The 18,314-nt window shown below is 72.1% G+C and carries 25 protein-coding genes; 11 read left to right on the top strand and 14 right to left on the bottom strand.

The window, feature by feature from the left end; all coding sequences use genetic code 11:
* Positions 1 to 6: 6 nt before the first annotated feature.
* From HNR13_RS03010 to gvpO, 5 genes are read right to left on the bottom strand one after another with little or no spacing between them, the layout of a single operon-like run.
* Positions 7 to 816, bottom strand: coding sequence for a GvpL/GvpF family gas vesicle protein (locus tag HNR13_RS03010; protein ID WP_179604380.1), 810 nt, complete (start codon positions 814 to 816; stop codon positions 7 to 9).
* Positions 804 to 1,136, bottom strand: a complete 333-nt coding sequence (locus tag HNR13_RS03005; protein ID WP_179604379.1) for a gas vesicle protein K — start codon at positions 1,134 to 1,136, stop codon at positions 804 to 806. The genes HNR13_RS03010 and HNR13_RS03005 overlap by 13 nt, the downstream gene beginning before the upstream one ends.
* Positions 1,117 to 1,671, bottom strand: coding sequence for a gas vesicle protein GvpJ (locus HNR13_RS03000; protein ID WP_179604378.1), 555 nt, complete (start codon positions 1,669 to 1,671; stop codon positions 1,117 to 1,119). Before HNR13_RS03000 ends, HNR13_RS03005 begins: the two co-directional genes overlap by 20 nt.
* A gap of 31 nt (positions 1,672 to 1,702) precedes the next feature.
* Positions 1,703 to 2,185 carry a gas vesicle protein gene (locus tag HNR13_RS21815; RefSeq protein WP_281369270.1) on the bottom strand — a complete coding sequence of 161 codons (483 nt, stop codon included), beginning with the start codon at positions 2,183 to 2,185 and terminating at the stop codon, positions 1,703 to 1,705.
* A gap of 10 nt (positions 2,186 to 2,195) precedes the next feature.
* A complete protein-coding gene (gene gvpO / locus HNR13_RS21430) occupies positions 2,196 to 2,423 on the bottom strand; it encodes a gas vesicle protein GvpO (protein WP_246312704.1) in 228 nt (75 codons plus the stop codon).
* 39 nt (positions 2,424 to 2,462) lie between these two features.
* On the opposite strand from gvpO, the gene HNR13_RS21425 reads away from it, so the two are divergent.
* Positions 2,463 to 3,068, top strand: coding sequence for a hypothetical protein (locus HNR13_RS21425; protein WP_246312703.1), 606 nt, complete (start codon positions 2,463 to 2,465; stop codon positions 3,066 to 3,068).
* Here the strand turns inward: HNR13_RS21425 and HNR13_RS02985 are convergent.
* The 8 genes from HNR13_RS02985 to HNR13_RS02950 form a co-directional block, all read right to left on the bottom strand.
* Positions 3,065 to 3,313, bottom strand: coding sequence for a gas vesicle protein GvpG (locus HNR13_RS02985; RefSeq protein ID WP_179604376.1), 249 nt, complete (start codon positions 3,311 to 3,313; stop codon positions 3,065 to 3,067). The two genes, HNR13_RS21425 and HNR13_RS02985, sit on opposite strands and share 4 nt — an antisense overlap.
* Positions 3,314 to 3,317: 4 nt before the next feature.
* Positions 3,318 to 4,058, bottom strand: a complete 741-nt coding sequence (locus tag HNR13_RS02980) for a GvpL/GvpF family gas vesicle protein (RefSeq protein ID WP_179604375.1) — start codon at positions 4,056 to 4,058, stop codon at positions 3,318 to 3,320.
* The gene (gene gvpJ / locus HNR13_RS02975; RefSeq protein WP_179604374.1) at positions 4,055 to 4,483 is read right to left on the bottom strand and encodes a gas vesicle protein GvpJ; all 429 of its coding nucleotides are present in this window, start codon (positions 4,481 to 4,483) and stop codon (positions 4,055 to 4,057) included. Before gvpJ ends, HNR13_RS02980 begins: the two co-directional genes overlap by 4 nt.
* A gap of 9 nt (positions 4,484 to 4,492) precedes the next feature.
* Entirely contained in the window at positions 4,493 to 5,734 is a 1,242-nt protein-coding gene (locus HNR13_RS02970) for an SRPBCC family protein (protein WP_179604373.1), read from the bottom strand.
* 12 nt (positions 5,735 to 5,746) lie between these two features.
* Positions 5,747 to 6,547 (bottom strand): hypothetical protein, encoded by an 801-nt coding sequence (locus HNR13_RS02965; protein ID WP_179604372.1) that lies wholly within the window; start codon positions 6,545 to 6,547, stop codon positions 5,747 to 5,749.
* A gap of 137 nt (positions 6,548 to 6,684) precedes the next feature.
* Positions 6,685 to 7,359, bottom strand: a complete 675-nt coding sequence (locus tag HNR13_RS02960; RefSeq protein ID WP_179604371.1) for a glycosyltransferase — start codon at positions 7,357 to 7,359, stop codon at positions 6,685 to 6,687.
* Positions 7,356 to 8,621 carry a bifunctional PIG-L family deacetylase/class I SAM-dependent methyltransferase gene (locus HNR13_RS02955; protein ID WP_179604370.1) on the bottom strand — a complete coding sequence of 422 codons (1,266 nt, stop codon included), beginning with the start codon at positions 8,619 to 8,621 and terminating at the stop codon, positions 7,356 to 7,358. Before HNR13_RS02955 ends, HNR13_RS02960 begins: the two co-directional genes overlap by 4 nt.
* Entirely contained in the window at positions 8,615 to 9,628 is a 1,014-nt protein-coding gene (locus HNR13_RS02950) for an acyl-CoA dehydrogenase family protein (RefSeq protein ID WP_179604369.1), read from the bottom strand. Before HNR13_RS02950 ends, HNR13_RS02955 begins: the two co-directional genes overlap by 7 nt.
* A gap of 296 nt (positions 9,629 to 9,924) precedes the next feature.
* Here HNR13_RS02950 and HNR13_RS02945 point away from each other — a divergent pair, with 296 nt between their 5' ends.
* The 9 genes from HNR13_RS02945 to HNR13_RS02905 all read left to right on the top strand — a co-directional run bounded on the left by HNR13_RS02945 (position 9,925) and on the right by HNR13_RS02905 (position 16,212).
* Positions 9,925 to 10,821: an SDR family oxidoreductase gene (locus HNR13_RS02945; RefSeq protein ID WP_179604368.1), complete on the top strand. Its 897-nt coding sequence runs from the start codon at positions 9,925 to 9,927 to the stop codon at positions 10,819 to 10,821.
* Between the two features lie 161 nt (positions 10,822 to 10,982).
* Positions 10,983 to 11,450 carry a hypothetical protein gene (locus HNR13_RS02940; RefSeq protein WP_179604367.1) on the top strand — a complete coding sequence of 156 codons (468 nt, stop codon included), beginning with the start codon at positions 10,983 to 10,985 and terminating at the stop codon, positions 11,448 to 11,450.
* A complete protein-coding gene (locus HNR13_RS02935; RefSeq protein WP_218881156.1) occupies positions 11,447 to 11,767 on the top strand; it encodes a monovalent cation/H+ antiporter complex subunit F in 321 nt (106 codons plus the stop codon). The genes HNR13_RS02940 and HNR13_RS02935 overlap by 4 nt, the downstream gene beginning before the upstream one ends.
* Positions 11,764 to 12,066 (top strand): monovalent cation/H(+) antiporter subunit G, encoded by a 303-nt coding sequence (locus HNR13_RS02930; RefSeq protein ID WP_179604366.1) that lies wholly within the window; start codon positions 11,764 to 11,766, stop codon positions 12,064 to 12,066. The genes HNR13_RS02935 and HNR13_RS02930 overlap by 4 nt, the downstream gene beginning before the upstream one ends.
* Positions 12,063 to 12,320 (top strand): Na(+)/H(+) antiporter subunit B, encoded by a 258-nt coding sequence (locus HNR13_RS02925; protein ID WP_179604365.1) that lies wholly within the window; start codon positions 12,063 to 12,065, stop codon positions 12,318 to 12,320. The genes HNR13_RS02930 and HNR13_RS02925 overlap by 4 nt, the downstream gene beginning before the upstream one ends.
* Entirely contained in the window at positions 12,317 to 13,093 is a 777-nt protein-coding gene (locus HNR13_RS02920) for an MnhB domain-containing protein (RefSeq protein WP_179604364.1), read from the top strand. Before HNR13_RS02925 ends, HNR13_RS02920 begins: the two co-directional genes overlap by 4 nt.
* Positions 13,090 to 13,437 (top strand): NADH-quinone oxidoreductase subunit K, encoded by a 348-nt coding sequence (locus HNR13_RS02915; protein WP_179604363.1) that lies wholly within the window; start codon positions 13,090 to 13,092, stop codon positions 13,435 to 13,437. Before HNR13_RS02920 ends, HNR13_RS02915 begins: the two co-directional genes overlap by 4 nt.
* Positions 13,438 to 13,441: 4 nt before the next feature.
* Complete coding sequence (locus tag HNR13_RS02910) at positions 13,442 to 15,268, top strand: proton-conducting transporter transmembrane domain-containing protein (RefSeq protein WP_218881155.1); 1,827 nt, start codon at positions 13,442 to 13,444, stop codon at positions 15,266 to 15,268.
* A gap of 68 nt (positions 15,269 to 15,336) precedes the next feature.
* Complete coding sequence (locus tag HNR13_RS02905) at positions 15,337 to 16,212, top strand: PhzF family phenazine biosynthesis protein (RefSeq protein ID WP_179604362.1); 876 nt, start codon at positions 15,337 to 15,339, stop codon at positions 16,210 to 16,212.
* A 10-nt stretch (positions 16,213 to 16,222) separates the two neighbouring features.
* On the opposite strand, the gene HNR13_RS02900 is transcribed toward HNR13_RS02905, so the two are convergent.
* A complete protein-coding gene (locus tag HNR13_RS02900) occupies positions 16,223 to 16,789 on the bottom strand; it encodes a flavin reductase family protein (protein ID WP_382312239.1) in 567 nt (188 codons plus the stop codon).
* 197 nt (positions 16,790 to 16,986) lie between these two features.
* On the opposite strand from HNR13_RS02900, the gene HNR13_RS02895 reads away from it, so the two are divergent.
* The gene (locus HNR13_RS02895; RefSeq protein ID WP_179604361.1) at positions 16,987 to 18,312 is read left to right on the top strand and encodes a M20/M25/M40 family metallo-hydrolase; all 1,326 of its coding nucleotides are present in this window, start codon (positions 16,987 to 16,989) and stop codon (positions 18,310 to 18,312) included.
* The last annotated feature ends 2 nt before the right edge of the window (positions 18,313 to 18,314 follow it).

The raw sequence follows: 18,314 nt of genomic DNA, 5'->3' as shown, positions 1-18,314 counted from the left end.
AACCGGTCAGAGCGATCCGCCGGCCTCCGCGACGTCGAGCGCGCCGGTGAACGAGTACGGCGGCCACGGTCCGATGAAACTCACCCGCACTCCCGGCTGCTCCTCGCGAACATCGGCGAGCACCGACCCGATGGGCTCCACCGCGTCGCGCTCGGCGAGGACGGCCATGTTGAGCACGGTGACGAACCCCCGCGGAGCATGGGCGCGCCGGTTCTCGGCGAGGTCCACGCTGTGCTCGGCGAGGCGCCGCCGGGCATCCCGATACAGCTCGTCCGCCCTTCGCTCCGCCGCGTCCCGTTCGAGCTCGTCGAGCTTCCGCTCCAGCAGCCGACGGACCCCGGGAGGCCGTTCGCCCAGGGAGTCCCGCAGCTGCGTCGCTTCCGGGTCCGACCGCGCCGCCACCTCTTGGTCGAGGTCGATCTCGACGCGCAGTTCGACGAGCCCGGAGAGGGCACGCAGCCTGGCCGCGAAGGCTCCGGCGGAGGCGGTCAGCCAGCCGCGCAGGCGCTCCTCGGCGGACTCGCCGTCGGCCGGCGCCACGATCACGTTGAAACCGGCGGGCAGCGCGGTGCCGCCGAGGGCCCACACCCGCTCCACGACCGCGCTGTGCTGGAGGATCCATTCGGTGACCTCCTCGTCGGGCCCGGTGAGCGGCGCGGTCGGGCCGTCGTGGACCACCGCGGCGACGCCGCCCGCGGAGACCAGCCGGAGCGGCGCGCCGCCGACACCGGCTCCGAGCGCCGGTGGGGTCTCGGGCTCCGGCACGATCGCGTACAGGTAGAGCCCGGCGGCCCCGACCTCCGTCACCGCTTCCACGGGAGCCCTCTGCCCGGCTCGCCGTCGCCGCTCTCCGGGTCGACGAGCCGGCGGACGAGATCGTCGACGACGTCGTCGAGGGACGAGTGCAGCTCCGCGACCGACTCCGTGATCCCGTTGTCGTTCTTCAGCTGCTCCATCGCCCGGTCGAGCTCGAGCAGGGCCTCCCCGAGCCGGTTCTGCTCCTCCTCCGTGAGGGAGCCGCCCTCCAGGCGCCGCAGGGCCTGCGTCTCCAGAGCCTGCTGGATCACCTCGACCAGGGTCACGACCAGCGTCAGCACGCCGTTCTTGAGGCTGTCCTCATCGACGTTCAGCGCCATCGCGCACCTCCCTGCTCGTCCCGTGGAGGACCGCCGCCCACTCCCGCACCCGGTCGCCGGCGAGGCGCACCGTCGCGTCAGGTGATTCGATCACCAGCAGCTCCGCGCCACCGGCCGGGCCGTGCCCCTCCTCCGTGCGGACGCCGGTGATCTCGTCGGGCCGCAGCCGGACAGCGGGTCGGCTGTCCTGCGCCGCCTTCCAGGCGAACCCGTTCGTGCCGTCGTACGCGGCGGCGCCCTCGCGCCAGACCGGGGCCGACGCCCGGGGCTCCAGCAGCCAGAGCTCTCCGGCGAACGGTTCCGCCGCGGGCGATCCGTCCCGGCGTGCCTCGGCCCGGACACGGTCGTCCCATTCCGTCATCAGCCCGTAGCGGAGCATGGTCTCCATGCCCGCGATCGTCGCCCGCAGGTTAACGCCGATCAGCGGGACGTCGGCCACGGTGATGATGAGGTCGAGGTTCAGATAGACGCCCTTGTCGAGCAGCACATCGACCAGAGCACCCAGGGTCGCCTTCTGGTCACGCGTCGGCTGCACGGGCGATTGCGGCGACAGCGACATCGGCGCCTCAGCCTCCCGATCCGGACTGTTTCGATCCGGACTGGCTCGATCCGGACTGGCTCGATCCGGACTGTTTCGAAAGGGCCTGCGCGCTCTGCCAGCCGCACCAGGGGCAGAACTCGTCGAGCAGCTGGCTCAGGGGCGCCTTCTTGCCGCAGGCCGGGCAGGTCTCCTTCTGCTCGACCGCATCCTGGAAGGCCGCGGAGTCACGGTCGGTGCCGGAGGGGAAGTCCAGGCCGTAGCGCGCCGCGGTCTCGAGGGACGCCAACGCGGCCCGGATCCGGATCCCCAGGAGGTCGACGCCCGCCACCGAGACCGTGATGTCGGCGTTGATGACGAGGCCCTTGTCCAGCAGGGTCTCGATGACGTGCGAGAGCGTGCCGTCGCCCGACTTCTGCGGTTGCATGGCCTGCCCGCGTTGCACGGGCTGCTCGCGTTGCATGGCCTGCCCGCGTGCCGGCGTCATGGCGCCGAGGTCGTCGTTGCTCATGCGGGTCCCGTCATTCGCGGGCGGTCCGGCCCCGCACATACCGGGACCGGCGCGAATAGCTCGTGAGGTCGCCGCGATCGTCCACGCCGACCTCGTACTCGGCGAGGACGTCCGCGGTGTCCGGGATGCGCCGGCTCTCGACGACCTCGACAGTCACGGTCCAGCCGCCGTCGTCGCCCTTCTCGACGCCGACGACGCCTTCGACCTCGTGCCGGGTCAGCTCCTGCAACTGCCGCATCGCCTCGCGCGCGGCCTTCGCCGGGCTCAGGGTGCGATCGTGGTCGCGCTTGTGGCCGTGATCGTGGCCGGGGCCGTGATCGTGGTCGTGCCCGGCTTCGCGGTCGTGCCCGTTGTCGCGGCCCCGGCTCCGGCCGTCGTCCCGGCTCTTCTCACTGTCGCGACGCCGTCCACGGTCACGGCTCTCGTCACTGTCGCGGCCCTCGCTACGGTCGCGGCCGTCGTCACCGTCGTCGCTCTCGTCACTGTCACCGCCCTCGTCACTGTCACCGCTCTCGTCAGGGTCACCGCTCTCGTCAGGGTCACCGCTCTCGTCACGGTTGCGGCCCTCACTGTCGCGGCCCGCGTCACGGTCACGGCCCTCGTCACTGTCACCGGTCTCGTCTCGGTCGCGGGCCTCGTCACGGTCGCGGTCCTCGTCACGGTCGCGGTCCTCGTCACGGTCGCGGCCCTCGTCGCTGTCGCGGCTGTGGCCGTCGTCGGTGGGCCGCTCCTTCGACGCGCGCGAGCGCTGCGGGCTCTTCGCGCGCGTGCCGGCACCGGAGGCGCTGGATGCGCGGCGCCTCCGCTGCGTGGTCGTGGGCTGGTCTTCGTCAGCCATGTCCTGTCCTTCCGGCTGGTTCTCCCGGGCTCGTTCTCCCGCTAGTTCTCCCGGCGCGGACGCCTCGTGGATTCGATCAGCCTGGCGACGAGCTCCCGCTCGATCGCGCGCGCGTCCTCCTCGGAGATCCTCCCGGCGTCTCGCGCGTCACCGACCTCTTCGAGCTGCCGGCGGATCGCGCCAGGGTCGTAGTACTGCCGCTCGGCCTCCTCCAGCACGCGTTCCGCGATCCAGGTGGTCCCCCGGATCGGCGCCAGCGGCAGGCCGAGCAGACTGAGCAACGAGGCCATCCGCTCACACCTCCCCCACGAAGTCGTAGGGCGCCTGCGGACCCAGCAGGCGGAAGAGGATCCTGCCCGCGCTCTCGGCCGCCAGACTCTCGACCGCGCGCTCGAACCCGGGCTGCGCCTCGCGATCGACCAGCGCGACGAACTCGACCACGTCCTCCGACCGGCTCGAGTCGCGCACCAGCGATTCGCGCGTCACCGGCGTCAGACGCTCGGCGATGGCGCGCGCGTCCACGGCGGCCTTGCGCGCCAGGGCGTCGGAGACCAGGCGCCCCAGCTCGATCAGCTCGTAGTGCGCCTCGTCCTCGCTGCGGCCTTTGGTCGCCTCGCGCAGGCGCGCGATGTCCGGATCCTCGTCGATCACCTCGGCGAGCACCGCGTCCTCGACGTAGCGCGCGCTCACGGTGAACTGGGCGGCGCCCTCGATCCGCTGCAACCCGGCGAGGTACTCGTCGTGCATGCGCGGCAGGACGTCGTTCAGGATGGCGTCCGGGTCCGGGACGACCGTTCCGAACGCCATCGGGAGCACGGCGTGCTCCGCCGCCACCTGGTCCAGGATCCGGCTGTGCGCCAGAAGGTTCTCCGGCGTCGCCAGCTCGCCGGGGACCGCGACGGGGGTGACGAGCACCGCCACCTCGCCGGAGGTCAGGAGGCCGACCGCTTCACCGTCGACCCCCGGGAGAGTGGGAGCCGGCGTCCCGGCACGGACGATGCCGTAGACATACTGGTCGGCCACGGTGACGGTCATTCGCTGCGGCTCGCCGTCCGGCGACGGGCGGGCCGGCGCTCGCCACTCTTGTCGTCGTCATCGTCGCCGTTGCGGTCGTCGTCGTCCTTGTTGCCCGTGAGCGCGTTCTTGACGCCGGAGATCGCTCCGCTGGTCTTGCCTCTGGCTCCGCTCTCGGACATCCCCTCGATCAGACCGGGCAGATCCTTCCCGCCCTGCTTGGTCAAGTCGAGCCGGTTCGTCGCCTCGGCGAACCGCAGATACGTGTCGACACTCGCGATCACGATCCGAGCGTCGATGGTCAGCACCTCGATCCCGACCAGCGAGACCCGCACGTACGCGTCGATCACCAGGCCCTTGTCGAGGATCACCTCGATCACGTCCGCCAGGGAACTCGACTGGGGGCGCTCGAGATAGCCACCACGGGATTGCGTCGTCATGCTCATCGCTCTCACCTACCTTCTCGCCGGCTCGCGCTCGTCGGCGTCGTCGTACTCTTCGTCCTCGTCGAGAGGCTCGTCTTCCTCGTCGGGCTGTTCGCCCTCGTCGTCGGCGGGCTCGTCCGCCTCGTCGGCGGGCTCCTCGTCCTCGTCGGCGGGCTCCTCCTCCTCGGAGTCGGGCTCCTCCTCGTACTCGTCGCCGTCGTACTCGTCGTCCGCCGGCTCGTCGCCGTCGCCTTCCTCGTACTCGTCGTCGGCGGGCTCCTCCTCGTCGTCGGCGGGCTCCTCCTCGTCCGAGGGCTCGTCGTCGTACTCGTCGGAGCCCTGGTCCTCGTCGGCACCCTGGTCCTCGTCGGAACCCTGGTCCTCGTCGGAACCCTGGTCCTCGTCGGAACCCTGGTCCTCGCGCTCGGCCTGCTCCTGCTCCACGACCTCGTCGTGCGTGCGGACGATCTCCTCGTCGCGGATCTCGCCGCGCCAGCCTTCGACGCTGTCCGGGTCGAGCATCGTGGTCGTCATCACGTGCCGCACGTAGCGCTTCAGCTCGACGCGCACACGCCGTCCGACCGCGCGCCAGATCTGCGCGGTCTTCTCGAAGAGCCCTTGCGGGTAGTACTCCACGACCGCGATGATCCTGGTCAGCCGGGGAGCGAGCGGGTGGAACGTCACGGCGCCGTCGAGATGGCCCTTCTGCCCCGTGGACTTCCAGACGATGCGATCGTCCGGCACCATCTCCTTGATCGTCGCGTCCCACGTGCGGTGCGAGAGGAAGACCTGTCCCTTGAAGTGGACCTTCCGCTCGTCCTTGTCGTCGTGGTCGGAGTTCTCGACCTTCTTCATGAAGTCGGACCAGTCGTTGAACTCGGTCCACTGGTTGTAGGCGACCGTGATCGGAACGCCGACGTCGATCTCCTCGACGATGTTCACCAGCTTCTGGTTCTTGCTCCCGGACCCGCCACCGCCGGTGAACGCGTCCTTGATCTTGTCCTTGACGCCGGAGACCGCACCGCCGACGGCCGCCTTGGCGGGGTTCTCGCCCTTGGCGGCCGCCTCGACACCGGCCTTGGTGGCCTTGCCGGCCACGGTCGACGACTCGCCGCTGGCGAAGTCGCCCAGTTTGCCTGTCATGTCCTCGACCTTCTCGGAGGCCTTGCGGAGGCCGCTCCCGAGGAGCGACTTCCCGTAGCGGACCGTGCTGTCCATCAGCTCGCTGAGCGGCAGTCTGTCCGCCAACGACTGGGGGGCTTTGTCAGCCATGTCGTGGGCTCCTCACTTGGACGATCTGCTGGATCGGCTGCGCTGGGAGCCGCTGTTCGACGACGTCGAAGAGCTGCTCCGCCGCGGCGCGGGCTTGGACGACGACGAGGAGCCGGCCGACTTGGTCGACGAGGTCGACCGCTGGCTGCCGGAACGCTGCGTCCCGGAGCGCTGAGCCGGCTTCTTCGTCGTCGAGGCGTTCCCGGACGAGCTCCCGGACGAGCTCCGGGACGGGTTCTGCGACCCGCTCCGGGATGCGCTCTGCGATGTGCTCCGCGAGCGGGTGGACGACTTCTTCGGCGCCTCCTCCGGCTCCTCCTGGTCATCCGAGTCCGCCTCGTCGGCCGGCTCGTCCTCGTCCTCCTGGTCCGCCTCGTCCGCCTCGTCCTGGGGCTCGTCCTCCTCGGGCTCGTCCTCCTCGGACTCCTCCTCGTCGACGGGCTCCTGGTCGCGCTCGTCCTCGTCCTCCTCGGGCTCCTCCTCGTCGGGCTCGTCCTGGTCGGACTCCTCGTCGACGCCGTTCAGGCGGTCCGTTCTGGTCTGGATCCGGTCGGTCAGAGCGGAGATGCCTTTGGCGGCGCCTGCGACGCCGGCCTCCTTGACCGCGCCGATCATCTTGCCGGTGACCTGCTCGACCAGCTTCATCGCCTCCGGGGACGATTCGAGCAGCTCTCTGCCCTTCGCGAGAAGCGCGGGCGCCAGTTTCCTGCCGGCCACGACACCGGCGATCAACAACGCCAGTTTCAAGTTCTTCGTCCGGCCGAGCAGATAGCCGCCCAGCAAGAGGCCAGCGGTTTTCGTCTTTTCATCCATGGGTCAATGCCTCCCCAGGTTCTGAATCCACGCGGCATATCGGTGGGGTCGCCGCGAGGTTTCCCTCATCAGTAGACGGGTGCGGTCCGCCAGGGAGTCCCCTTGACTCATGGGGTTTCGGGGGTAGCGCGGGCCGATCAGGGCGTGAGACCGCGCAAGTAGTCCGCATACCCGGCGGAAGCGCGGCCGACGAGCCGCCCCGAGGTGGTCACCGGATGGCGCTCGCTCTCCGCGACGGCGCAGCGGGCGGCGCGAAGCCGGGAGACGAGGTCCACGTCCTCGCCGACGAAGAGCGGCAGGAACCCGCCGACCCGGAGGTACGCGTCGGCGCGGACGCCGAGGTTGGCACCGTGCACGTGACCGAGCGTCGCGCCGGGCGGGTGACTGCGCTCCCAGGCCCGCCGGCGCGCCTCGTCCAGCTCTCCCAGCTGCGGGACGACGGCGCCGACGTACGCGTCGCTGCCCCGGGCCGCCCGGAGGTGCTCGCGCAGCCAGGTGCGCGGCACCGAGCTGTCCGCGTCGGTGAAGGCGATCCAGGTACGAGACGGCGTCACGCCCGCCCCTCTCAGTCCGACGAGGACGGCGTCGTGCCTGCTGCGGCCGACATTGCCGTGGTCTCGCTCGATCGCGAGGACGTCCGCGAAGCCCCGCGCCACATCCGCCGAGCCGTCGGTGCAGGAGTCCAGCACCACGACGACCGAGGACGGGACGGCGATCGCGCCGCGGGCGATCTCGATGGAGCGCAGGCAGTCCGCGAGCGTCGACTCCTCGTCGCGGGCGGGCACAGCGATGAGGACGTGGTCGACCGTCACCCGAAGACCTCCAGGAGGAAGTCCTCGTCGTGGTGCTGCACGAGCACGCGGAGCCCGCTGCGGTTCGCGAAGGCGGCGTGAGCGTCCCAGCCCGACTGGGCGAAGTCGTCGGCGTGCCCCGTCCAGTGGCAGAGCACCACCTGACCGCCGTCGGCGAGCGACCCGAGGATGCGGTCGATGGCGACCGCCCACTGATCGGGCGCCAGGTAATAGGCGACCTCGGAGACGACGACGAGGTCGAAGGACCCGTCCGGCCACTCCTCGGGAACGTGCATCCGCTTCACCGTGACGTTGGCGGCCGCCCGGGTCCGCTCGGTCGCGAGCGCCACCGCGGTCGGCGCGCCGTCGACGCTGAGCAGCGTCTCGCAGCGTGCGGCCAGGAGGGCCGACATCTCCCCGTTGGAGCAGCCGATCTCGAACCCGCGAGCGTACCTCTCCTTCGGGAGCACGGCGCAGGTGAGCTCCCGCTTCCTGCGCTCGTACCAGCGCGTCCGCACCGCCCACGGGTCGGCGCTCACCCGGTGGAGCGCCTCGAAGTGGTCGCCGATCGCACTCTCCTCCGGTTCGAACAGCACCTCCCTGCCGTGCACGGCGCGCTCGACGAACTCCCGGGTGAGCACGCCGTCCGGATTCGCCGCGGTGTGCAGCTGACTGGTGAAGGCGGAGAGGGCGGCGCGCTTGCGTTCGCGGGCCGACGCGGTCAGCTCCACCTCGCTGGCCCGGCCCCACGGCAGATCCTCCGGCGAGCCCCACTGCCACAGCCAGATCGGGTACAGCAGGAGGCGGTCGCCGTGGACCGCGCATGCGGCGGCGACCTCACGGCCGAGCGTTCGGTGGTCGCCGTGCCGGTCGCCCGGCCACGGTGCGAGTACCAGAGTCGTGTCGCCGCGGCGGGACGCGAGCGCCAGGTCCACTCCGTCGCGGAGGAGGCTCGCCTCGTTCTTGAGGGCGCCGTCCGTGAGGCCGAGCACGGTCAGGTCGGTGGTGGACCCGAGCCGGGACAGGGCGGCGGTCAACTCGACGAGGCGCTCGTCGCGTTCGCTCGTCGCCACGATCACCGAGACGTCGATCCCGAGCTCGCCGGCCAGGACGAGGAGGCCGCCGACGCCGAGCGTCTCGTCGTCGGGATGCGCGGAGAAGACGACGATCCGGGTGAAGCCCGCGAGCCACTCCCGGGTGCGCGACGGCACGGACGCCCAGAGCAGGGGGTCCTCCCACACGGCGGCCGGGGTCGCCGCGACGAGCGGGTCGAAGGTCACCATCCGAGCAGCCCTCCCGCCAGGTGGCCCGCCAGCGAGGCGTCGTCGCGCCCGCGGTGGTACTGGGAGACGTAGAGCTCGAGGTCGGCGCAGCGGCGGGCGAGGTCCTCGTCGAAGGCGAGCGCGGCCGGGCCGAGCACCTCGCGGGCGGCGTCGAGGGTCGCGACGACCGCGTCCGCGATGGTGCCGCGCACGGCGTGAGCGAGGACCGCCGCGTCGGCGACTCGGTCCTCGTCGATCCGTGCCGCCGCGTCCTCCAGGGCCAGCCGGCCGGCGTCGAGGCGGCGGTAGAGCTCTCCGGTCCGCGCGGCCGGGATGGCGTCGTCCGGACGCTTCCGGGTGCGTGCGATCAGCGCGTCCACGACCGGGAGGCAGCCGCCCCACCAGCAGGCGGCGACCCCGATCGCACCCCAGCGGAAGCCCGGGCGGTCGAGGTACCAGCCGTCGCCGCCGACGGGGCGCGCGGGCGTACGGTCGAAGTCGACCGGTCCGCTGACGACCTCGCTGAGACCGCGCGCGACCCACCGCGCCGGTTCAGCCGTCACGCCGGGCGCGCCCAGCGAGACGGCGAACATCCGGCGCCCGCCGTCCGGGGTCGCAGCGGTCACGAGCGCGCTGGTGAGCCGGCCCGCCAGCGAGCACCACGGCTTGCGGCCGCGGAGCGCCCAGCGGTCCTGCTCCGGGCAGGCGAGCAGCACGGCGTCCGGCGCCTCCGCGGCGAACACGCCCCACGTCGTGCCCTGCCCGGGCTCCGGGGCGTCCGCCTCCGCGAGGATCGCCACCGCGTCGAGGTGCGGTTCGATCACGCGCGCCGCGGTCACGTCCACCGCGGCGATCCGGGCGAGCCCGCGGAAGCGCTCCGCCGTCCGCCCCGACCCCGGCAGCGGCAGCAGCCGGGCTGGCGGCGTCGCCCGCAGGACCTCCAGCAGCGGCGCGACCGCGCCACCGCAGCGCGCCGCCGCGTCGAGGTAGGCGTCGAGTCCGGTGGCCGTCGTCGGAGCGGGCATCATGCGCCGACCGGCCCCGGCGTACGCTCCTCGCGCCGCGCCCGCGGGTGAGTGCGGGTCTTCTCCATGCACGCCGCAGTCTTCTCCATGCAGGCTACAGTCGGCCGCGATCCGCGCGGTTCAACCCCTTGCGCGCGAAGCGGATCCGTGACGCCGTGCTGCGGCCGTCGCCCGCACGGTACGCGCGGGCTCCCGGCTGGGCAACCGGGTCCGGTGCGGCGATTCGCCGCGTAGCGTCCGGGGCGGATCGAACCAAAGGCCGCCCTGTACCGGGAGGCGGCCGGAGCGGAAGAGGAGACATGCCCGAGAGCCAGTACGAATTCGACAATCCCGTGGACCGCTACCCGCACATCCACCCGCCGGAGGCGCAGGTCCCGGAGCCGGGACGCGACAGCGAGCTCGAGCCGCCCGCCGACCACGGCGAGGCCAGCTACGTCGGGACCGGCCGGCTCACCGCCCGGAAGGCGATCGTCACCGGAGGGGACTCCGGGATCGGCGCGGCCGTCGCCATCGCGTTCGCCCGCGAAGGCGCGGACGTGGCGATCGTCTATCAGCCCGAGGAGGAGGTCGACGCCCAGGCCATCGCGGAGCAGATCCGCGGCGCTGGGCGGACCGCGCTGACGATCCCAGGCGACCTGACCGACCGGGCGTTCTGCGACCGGGTCGTCCAGCGCGCGGTGGACGAGTTCGGCGGGATCGACATCCTCGTCAACAACGCCGGAAAGCAGGTCTTCTGCCCCGACCTGACCGAGCTGCCGGACGACCAGTTCGACCTGACGATGAAGACGAACGTGTACGCGATGTTCTGGCTCACCAAGTCGGCGCTGCCCCATCTGGCGGCCGGCTCCACGATCATCAACACGACCTCCGTGCAGGCGTACCTGCCCAGCGAACTACTGGTGGACTACGCCACGACGAAGGCCGCGATCAACACCTTCACCAAGGCGCTCGGCCAGCAGCTCGCGCCGAAGGGCATCCGGGTGAACGCCGTCGCGCCGGGACCGATCTGGACGCCGTTGCAGGTCAGCGCCGGACAGCCTCCCGAGAAGCTCCCGGACTTCGGCTCGCAGACGCCGCTCGGCCGGCCGGGACAGCCCGCCGAGCTGGCCCCGGCGTACGTGTTCCTGGCCTCCCCGGAGTCCAGCTACGTCGTCGGGGAGACGCTCACGGTCACGGGCGGCATGCCGACGCCCTGAGCACGGCCGCACACGCGGCAGCATCGGCGGGCGCGCTCACCTCCACGGTAGGCGCGTCCGCCCCCGTCTGCGAGCGCCTTCCGCCGCCGTGCGGGCGCGCGTACTGTCATCGCCGGTCGAGGCGTCGCCGTCGGGGGTCGCCCCGGCGGGACGGAGGTTTCATGAGAGCGTTCATCGAGGCCGCGTGCTGGTTCGTGGCCGGGATGGTGTTCTGGATGGCGACCGTGTCCGCCATCACCCTGGCGGAGACGATCGTCGCGGTGTGCACGTCCGTGGTGCTGAGCGTCTTCGCCGTCGTCGCCCGGCGCGCGATGGGGCTGCGGTTCCGGCCGTCCGCGGCGTGGCTGCGCTGGGCGCTGCTCGTGCCGGTCGCCGCCGCGGCGGACCTCGGGCGGCTGTTCGCGTGGATCGCGCGGGGCGCGCGCGACCCGGTCGAGGCGGACGCTATAGAGCGCCGGCACGTCCCGGCCGGCGACGCTCCGGAGGCGGTCGGACACCGCGCCGCAGCGATCATCGCCGTCTCGGCCACGCCCGGCTCCTGCGTCATCGACGCCCGCGACGACGGGGCCTTCCTGCTGCACCGGCTGGTGGGCGGTCCCCCGTCGCTCGACGAGCGGGTGTCGTCGTGAGCCTGGTCTGGGAGGTCGCGATCGGCGTCCTCATCGTGGCGGGGCCGCTGGTCGGGCTCGTGCTGGCGGCGCGCGGCGAGGCCGTCGGGCGGCTGGTCGGCCTCCAGCTCGCCGGGGTCACCACCGTGATGATCCTGGTGGCGGTCTCCGTCGGCGACGGCCAGACCTCGTATCTGATCGTGCCGCTGACGCTGGCCGTGCTCCTGACGACGGGGACCCTCGTGTTCACGCGGCTGATCCGGCAACGCAGCCAGCGGATCGCGGACGCGCAGGCCGCGGACGGCGACGGCGACGGGCCGCAGGGGCGGCGCTCATGATCGCCGTGCTCACCTGGGTGCTCGTGCTCCTCGCGCTCGCCATCGTGGTGTTCTGCGCCGTCGGCGCACTGGTCGCGCGTCGCCCGCTGACCCGGCTGCACTTCCTTGCGCCGATCACCACCATCGCGGTTCCGCTGTTCTGCCTCGGCGCCGCGCTCCCCACCGGCTGGACCCTCGGGACCGCGACCATCGTCGCGATCGCCGTCGTGGTGGCCGGGGGCAGCCCGGTGCTCACCGCCGCGGTCGCCCGCGCCCTCGCGGCGGACGCCGGCATCGAGGTCGGGAGGTCGCCCGAATGACGGTCCTCATCGTCATCGCGCTCCTCGCCGTACTGGGGGGCGCCGCCGTCGTGGTGTTCACGGACGACCCGGCGCGGCAGGCCGTCGTGCTCGGCGTCTACGGCCTCCTGCTCACCGTCTTCTTCATGGTCCTCCAGGCGCCCGACGTCGCCCTCAGCCAGCTCGCGGTCGGCACCGCGGTGACGCCGCTCATGGTGCTGCTGGCGGTGCGGAAGGTGGCGCAATCCAAGCGCGGGAAGCGGGACGGCCGATGACCCGGCGCGTGCGGATGGCCCTGCTCTGCGTCGGCGTGATCGGCATGGCCGCGTTCTTCGTCCTGGCCTGGCTGCAGCTTCCGCCGTTCGGCGGCTCCTGGCACCCGTACCGCGACCTGGCCGTGACCGCGGCGTACGCGCACTCCACCGCGAACGTCGTCTCCTCGATCAACTTCGACCAGCGCGGCTTCGACACCTTCGGCGAGGAGAGCATCCTGGTCGCCTCGATCGCCGGCGTCGCGGTGCTGCTGCGCGCCGGGCACGAGGAGGAGCGCGTGAAGCCGGACGACCGCGGCCGGCTTCTGGACTCGACGCGCGTGCTCGTCTACGTCTTCCTGCCGCTCACGCTGCTGATCGGGGTGGACGTCGTCACCCACGGCGCGGTGACCCCGGGCGGCGGCTTCCAGGGAGGCGTGGTGCTCGCGACCGGCCTCCACCTGCTCTACGTCGGCGGCCGGTTCCCGCTGCTGGAGCGCTTCCGGCCGCTCGACCTGTTCCCGCCGGTGGAGTCGGCGGGCCTCCTGCTCTACGCCGCGATCGGGCTCGCGGGGCTCGCGCTCGGCGGATCGTTCCTCGCGAACATCATCCCGCAGGGGACCATGGCCGACCTGGTCTCGTCCGGCACCGTGCCGCTGCTGAGCGTGGCGGTCGGGATGGCGGTCGTCAGCAGCGTCATCCTGCTCCTGGCGCACTTCCTCGACCAGGCGCTCGTGATCCGAGAGAAGGACCCGGCGCCGTCCGACGACGCCACCGACCGAGGAGCCGCCGCGTGAGCATCTTCCCCTACCTCGTCGCCGGCGCGATCGTGCTGCTCGGGATCGTCGGCATCGCCCGCAGCCGCGACCTCGTGCACACCGTGGTGTGCCTGTCGGTGGCGCAGTCGGGCACCTACGTGTTCCTGATCGCAGCCGGCTACCAGTACGGCGGGCTCGCGCCGATCTTCGGCTCCGGCGTCGGCCGGCACACCCCGGTGGTCGACCCGGTCGTCCAAGCGCTGACGCTCACGGACGTGGTGGTCTCGGCCGCCGTGACGTCGATGCTGCTCGCGCTCGTCGTCCAGATCGCCAAACGCCGCCGCACCGTCGCGCCCGACGAGCTCTCGAACCTCGAAGGCTGACGCGGTGACGACCTCCGCTCTGGCGAGCGCGCTGCCGCTGCTCATCGTCGTGCCGATCGCGTTCGGCTGCGTCGTGCTGGCCGTCGGCCGCTGGCTGCCGTGGCGGCTCATCGAGCTGCTGTCGCTGGCGGGCGCGGGCGCGGCGCTCGTCCTGGACGCCGTGCTGCTCGCGGGCAGCGGCCGCGCGCGCATCGCGGAGTGGGTGGGCGGCTGGACTCCGCTGCGCGGTGTCAGCGTCGGCATCGCGCTGGTCTGCGACCAGGTCGCCGCCGGGCTCGCCGTGCTCGCCGCCGCCCTCGTGATCGCGGCCGTCGTCTTCTCGTGGCGGTACTTCGAGGGCTCCCGCACGCAGTTCCACGGTCTCCTGCTGTTCTTCCTCGGCGGGATGACGGGGTTCGTCCTCGCCGGCGACATCTTCACCATGTTCGTCTTCTTCGAGCTGATGAGCGTGGCCGCGTACGCGCTGGCCGGGATGAAGATCGAGGACCCGTCGGCGGTGCAAGGCGCGATCAACTTCGGGATCGTCAACTCGCTGGCCGCCTACGTGTCGCTGATCGGCGTCGGCACGATCTACGCGCACACCGGACAGCTCAACCTCGCCGAGCTCGCCCGCACGCTCGCGCACCAGCACGGCCCGCTCGTCGTCCTCGGCTTCGTGCTCATCTGCACCGGCTTCCTCGTCAAGGCGGCTGTCGTCCCGTTCCACTTCTGGCTCGACGACGCCCACGCCGTCGCGCCGACCCCGGTGTGCGTGCTGTTCTCCGGCGTCATGGTCGAGCTCGGTCTGTACGGGGTCGCGCGCGTGCTGGCGGTGGCCTTCGCCGCCCCGCTCGGCGCGGCCGTGCAGCCGTTCCTCCTCGCGCTCGGGGCGCTCACCGCCGCGGTCGGCGCGGTGATGTGCCTCCTGCAGCGCCACCTCAAGCGGCTGCTCGCGTTCTCGACCATCGCGCACGTCGGGATGTTCTTCCTGATCCTCGGGGTCGGAGGCCGGGACGCGGGCGGCGCGCTGATCGTCTACCTGCTCGGGCACGCGGCGGTGAAGGGCGCGCTCTTCCTGCTCGCGGGCATCCTGCTGAACCGCTACGGCAGCGTGGACGAGATCACCCTGCACGGCCGGGCCCGGCCGCTCCGCTTCGTGGGGATCCTCTACGGGCTCGCCGCCCTCGCGCTGGCCGGGCTCCCGCCCTTCGCCACCGCGGTCGGCAAGTCGATGGCGGACAGCGCGGCCGACCAGGCCAGGCTCGGCTGGGTGCCGGTCGCGCTCCTGCTGACCTCCGCGCTCACGGGAGCCGCCGTGCTGCGTGCGGGCGGACGCGTCTTCCTCGCGATGGGCGCCGTCCCCGAGGGCATCGAGGCCGAGGGGATGAGCGGGGACACGGAGCTGATCGAGGTGCGCATCGACAGCGACCGCACGCCGCCGAGCATGCTGGCGCCACCCGCCGTGCTCGTGGGCGGCGCCCTGGTGCTCGGCCTCCTGCCGGGCCTCCCGGCTGCGGCCGCGGTGGCCGCCGGACGCTTCCTGGACAGCACCGGATACGCGGCGACCGCGCTCGCCGGACGAGCGGGGTACGCCGCGAGCGCGCCTCCCGCCGTCGAGGTCTGGTCGCCGATGGCGCTCGCGCTCGCAGGACTCACCGTCCTCCTCGCCGTCGGCGTGGCGGCGTTCGAGCTGTTCGGCGTGCGCACCCCGGTCCGCCGGGCGGTGGACGCCGTCCTCCGCGCGCCCGCCCACGTGCTGCGGCGAGCGCACTCGGGTCACGTCGGCGACTACGTCGTCTGGCTCGCGCTCGGCGTCGCCGCGATGGGATTCGGGTTGCTGGCGCTGAGTTGACCGCGAGTTCGGCCGGCCCGTGTCTCCGGGTTACGCCGCGAACCGGGGACGAGGTGGAGGATCGTCCCATGGATGTCCCGTTCTTCTGGGTCGATGTGTTCGCCGACCGGCCGCTGACCGGCAACCCGCTGTCCCTCGTTCCGGACGCCGACGCCCTCGATGAGGCGACGATGCGCGCGATCGCCCGCGAGTTCAACCAGTCGGAGACGACGTTCCTGGTCGAGCCGACCGAGCCCGGCGCGGAGGTCCGGCTGCGGTCCTTCACCCCGGACGGCGTGGAGGTGTTCGGCGCGGGGCACAACGCGATGGGGGCCTGGCTGTGGCTCGCCGGGTCGGGACGGCTCGGGGCGGGCGAAGCGTTCGCCCAGCAGATCGGGGGCGAGCTTCTGTCCGTGCGGGTGAGCTGGGACTGCGACGGCAGAGCCCGGGTGTCGATGGATCAGTCGGCGGCCGAGTTCGCCGGGCGGCTGACCGATCACGTGCCGTTGGCTTCGGCGCTCGGCGTGGCCGAGGACGCGGTCGCGGGCGTTCCCGAGGTCGGATCCACAGGCGCCGCCCACCTCCTCGTCCCGCTGGTGTCCGCAGAGGCGGTGGACGCGGTGCTGCCGGATCCGTCTGCCCTGAAAACGGTGCTCGCCAGCGCCGGAGCCGAAGGCTGCTACGTGTACACGACCGCCGTGCCGTCCGGCAGCGCCGCCCTGGCGTACGCGCGTTTCTTCAACCCCACGGTCGGAATCGCCGAGGACGCGGCCACCGGGACGGCAGCCGGACCGCTGGCCGCACGGCTGGTCCGCGACGGCGACGCTGCGGCGGGCGCGCCGATCGTCATCGAGCAGGGCCGGTCCCTCGGCCGGCCGAGCGGGATCACCGTGCTGGTCGACGATGGACGCGTGACGATCAGCGGGACCGGCCTGATCACCGGCTCCGGAGTGCTCGCGCTCTGAACCGCGGACGTCACGCCTCTAGGCGAGACGCCTCGCCGAGTCGATGCCAGGTGCGATTGTGGTAGACCAGCGGCGCGGCCTCGACCTCGGGGACCTGCGCCTGCAACGCGTGGACGGCGACGATCGTGGACTTGCCCGCGCTCATCGTGTCCACGACGCGGCCGCGGATCCAGGAATGGGCGGCGGGGAAGTACGGCTCGCCGGTGATCAGCCGAGTCCAGATGCTCGTGTCGGCGAACCGGTCGATTCCGCTCGTCGCGCACAGCTGCGCGAGGTCGAGCTGCTCGTCGGCCAGCAGGTGCACCACGACATGCTCGGCCTTCAGGATCGTCGGCGCGCTGGAGGACTGCGCCGAGATCGAGAACACCAGCAGCGGCGGCTCGGCGCTGACCGAGAACACGCTCGTCGCAGTGAGGCCGACGGGTCCGTCACCGGCGTCCGCGGTGATGACCGCGACGCCCGCCGCGTGGTTGCGGAAGGCGAGCTTGAACTCGTCGGGGGTGAGCCCCACCGGGAAACGGCGCGCCTCGTGTCCCTCGTCGGTGCGCTCGTCGCGCAGGATCTGCGTCTCGGTCACGGTGTCCTCCCGGTGTGGTTGAGCCCTGGGTCGTTGGTCGTTGAGCCCTGGGTCGTTGAGCTGAGCTTCATCGTGTTCCACCCTCGCGACCGGCGCACGGTCGCGTTACGCCGGCTTACGTCCTGAGCTTCCGCTGAACGGTAAGCAATCGTCATCGACGCTTCCGCCGCGACGGGGAGCGAACCAGCATGGTGGACATGACCTCCACGCTCCCCGACCTCTCCACGCTCCAGGACGAGACGCTGCGGTTCGCGCAGGAGCTGATCCGGATCCCGACCGTCAACACGGGCGACCCGAGGACGATCGGAGACGGTGAGGCCCGAGCCGCTCGGTATCTGCAGTCGCTGCTCGAGGAGGTCGGGTACGAGACCGAGTACGCCGAATCCGCCCCCGGCCGCGGCAACCTTCTCGCCCGGCTGCGCGGCAGCGATCCCGACCGGGGAGCGCTGCTCGTGCACGCGCACCTCGACGTCGTTCCCGCCGCCGCCGACGACTGGACGCACCCGCCGTTCGGCGGCGAGCTCCACGACGGCTTCCTCTACGGGCGCGGCGCGCTCGACATGAAAGGGTTCGCGGGGGTGCTCGTCGCGATCGCACGCCACTTCGCGCGTTCGCGGACGCGTCCCCGCCGCGACCTGGTCTTCGCGTTCTTCGCCGACGAGGAGGCCGGCGGCGTGTTCGGCGTGCGCTGGCTGCTCCGGCACCGGCCGCACTGGTTCGACGGCGTCACGGAGGCGATCAGCGAGGTCGGCGGCTTCTCCGTGCCGCTCGGCGCGCAGCGCGCGTACCTCGTCGCCACGGCCGAGAAGGGCATCGGCAGGCTGGTGCTGACGGCCCGGGGCACGGCCGGGCACGGCTCCCGCCCGACCGCGGACAACGCCGTCACCCGGATCGCGCGGGCGGTCGACGCGATCGGATCGCACACCTTCCCGGTCATCCCGACACCAGCGGTCGAGGCGTTCGCCGAACGCGCGACGGCACTGCTCGGCGAGCGCGTCGACCTCAGCACCATCGACCAGCATCCGGATTTGCTCGGGACGGCCGGCCCGCTGGTCGCGGCGGCGCTGCGCAACACGGTCTCGCCGACGATCATCCAGGGCGGCTACAAGTCCAATGTGATTCCGGGGGAGGCCCGCGCGGAGTTCGACGTGCGAGTGCTGCCCGGACAGGAGGACGCCCTCCGTCGCGAGGTGGAGGCGCTGCTCGAACCGGGAATCGACATCGAATGGGATCGGTGGGTCCATCCCATCGAGGCGCCGTCGTCCGGCCCGCTGCTGGACGTGATGGCGGTGGCCATCGCCGCAGAGGACGAGCAGGGCGTCGTCGTGCCCTACCTGATGCCGGCGAGCACCGACAACAAGCACCTGGCGTCGGCCGGCATCGCCGGGTACGGATTCACACCGTTGCGCACGGACGCCGACTTCGACGCGTTCGGGCACTTCCATGCGGTCGACGAACGGGTGCCCGTCGACGCTCTGGCTTTCTGCGCGTGGGTGACCGAGCGCATCCTCCGCGACGCCTGACG

Origin of the sequence: Leifsonia shinshuensis, assembly GCF_013410375.1 — a bacterium.
Taxonomy (GTDB): domain Bacteria; phylum Actinomycetota; class Actinomycetes; order Actinomycetales; family Microbacteriaceae; genus Leifsonia; species Leifsonia shinshuensis.
The sequence above is the reverse complement of the archived record's forward strand: the minus strand, read 5'-3'. Positions and strand labels throughout refer to the sequence as shown.

Coding starts and splice junctions, on each gene's coding strand:
- HNR13_RS02950 (WP_179604369.1), bottom strand. CDS start 9,628: ATGATGCCCGCTCCGACGACGGCCACCGGACTCGACGCCTACCTCGAC.
- HNR13_RS02945 (WP_179604368.1), top strand. CDS start 9,925: ATGCCCGAGAGCCAGTACGAATTCGACAATCCCGTGGACCGCTACCCG.
- HNR13_RS02965 (WP_179604372.1), bottom strand. CDS start 6,547: ATGGATGAAAAGACGAAAACCGCTGGCCTCTTGCTGGGCGGCTATCTG.
- HNR13_RS02980 (WP_179604375.1), bottom strand. CDS start 4,058: ATGACCGTCACCGTGGCCGACCAGTATGTCTACGGCATCGTCCGTGCC.
- HNR13_RS03005 (WP_179604379.1), bottom strand. CDS start 1,136: ATGGCGCTGAACGTCGATGAGGACAGCCTCAAGAACGGCGTGCTGACG.
- gvpJ (WP_179604374.1), bottom strand. CDS start 4,483: ATGAGCATGACGACGCAATCCCGTGGTGGCTATCTCGAGCGCCCCCAG.
- HNR13_RS02930 (WP_179604366.1), top strand. CDS start 11,764: ATGATCGCCGTGCTCACCTGGGTGCTCGTGCTCCTCGCGCTCGCCATC.
- HNR13_RS02920 (WP_179604364.1), top strand. CDS start 12,317: ATGACCCGGCGCGTGCGGATGGCCCTGCTCTGCGTCGGCGTGATCGGC.
- HNR13_RS02970 (WP_179604373.1), bottom strand. CDS start 5,734: ATGGCTGACAAAGCCCCCCAGTCGTTGGCGGACAGACTGCCGCTCAGC.
- HNR13_RS02985 (WP_179604376.1), bottom strand. CDS start 3,313: ATGGCCTCGTTGCTCAGTCTGCTCGGCCTGCCGCTGGCGCCGATCCGG.
- HNR13_RS21815 (WP_281369270.1), bottom strand. CDS start 2,185: ATGAGCAACGACGACCTCGGCGCCATGACGCCGGCACGCGGGCAGGCC.
- HNR13_RS02905 (WP_179604362.1), top strand. CDS start 15,337: ATGGATGTCCCGTTCTTCTGGGTCGATGTGTTCGCCGACCGGCCGCTG.
- HNR13_RS02955 (WP_179604370.1), bottom strand. CDS start 8,621: ATGGTGACCTTCGACCCGCTCGTCGCGGCGACCCCGGCCGCCGTGTGG.
- HNR13_RS02925 (WP_179604365.1), top strand. CDS start 12,063: ATGACGGTCCTCATCGTCATCGCGCTCCTCGCCGTACTGGGGGGCGCC.
- gvpO (WP_246312704.1), bottom strand. CDS start 2,423: ATGCGGCAGTTGCAGGAGCTGACCCGGCACGAGGTCGAAGGCGTCGTC.
- HNR13_RS02895 (WP_179604361.1), top strand. CDS start 16,987: ATGACCTCCACGCTCCCCGACCTCTCCACGCTCCAGGACGAGACGCTG.
- HNR13_RS02940 (WP_179604367.1), top strand. CDS start 10,983: ATGAGAGCGTTCATCGAGGCCGCGTGCTGGTTCGTGGCCGGGATGGTG.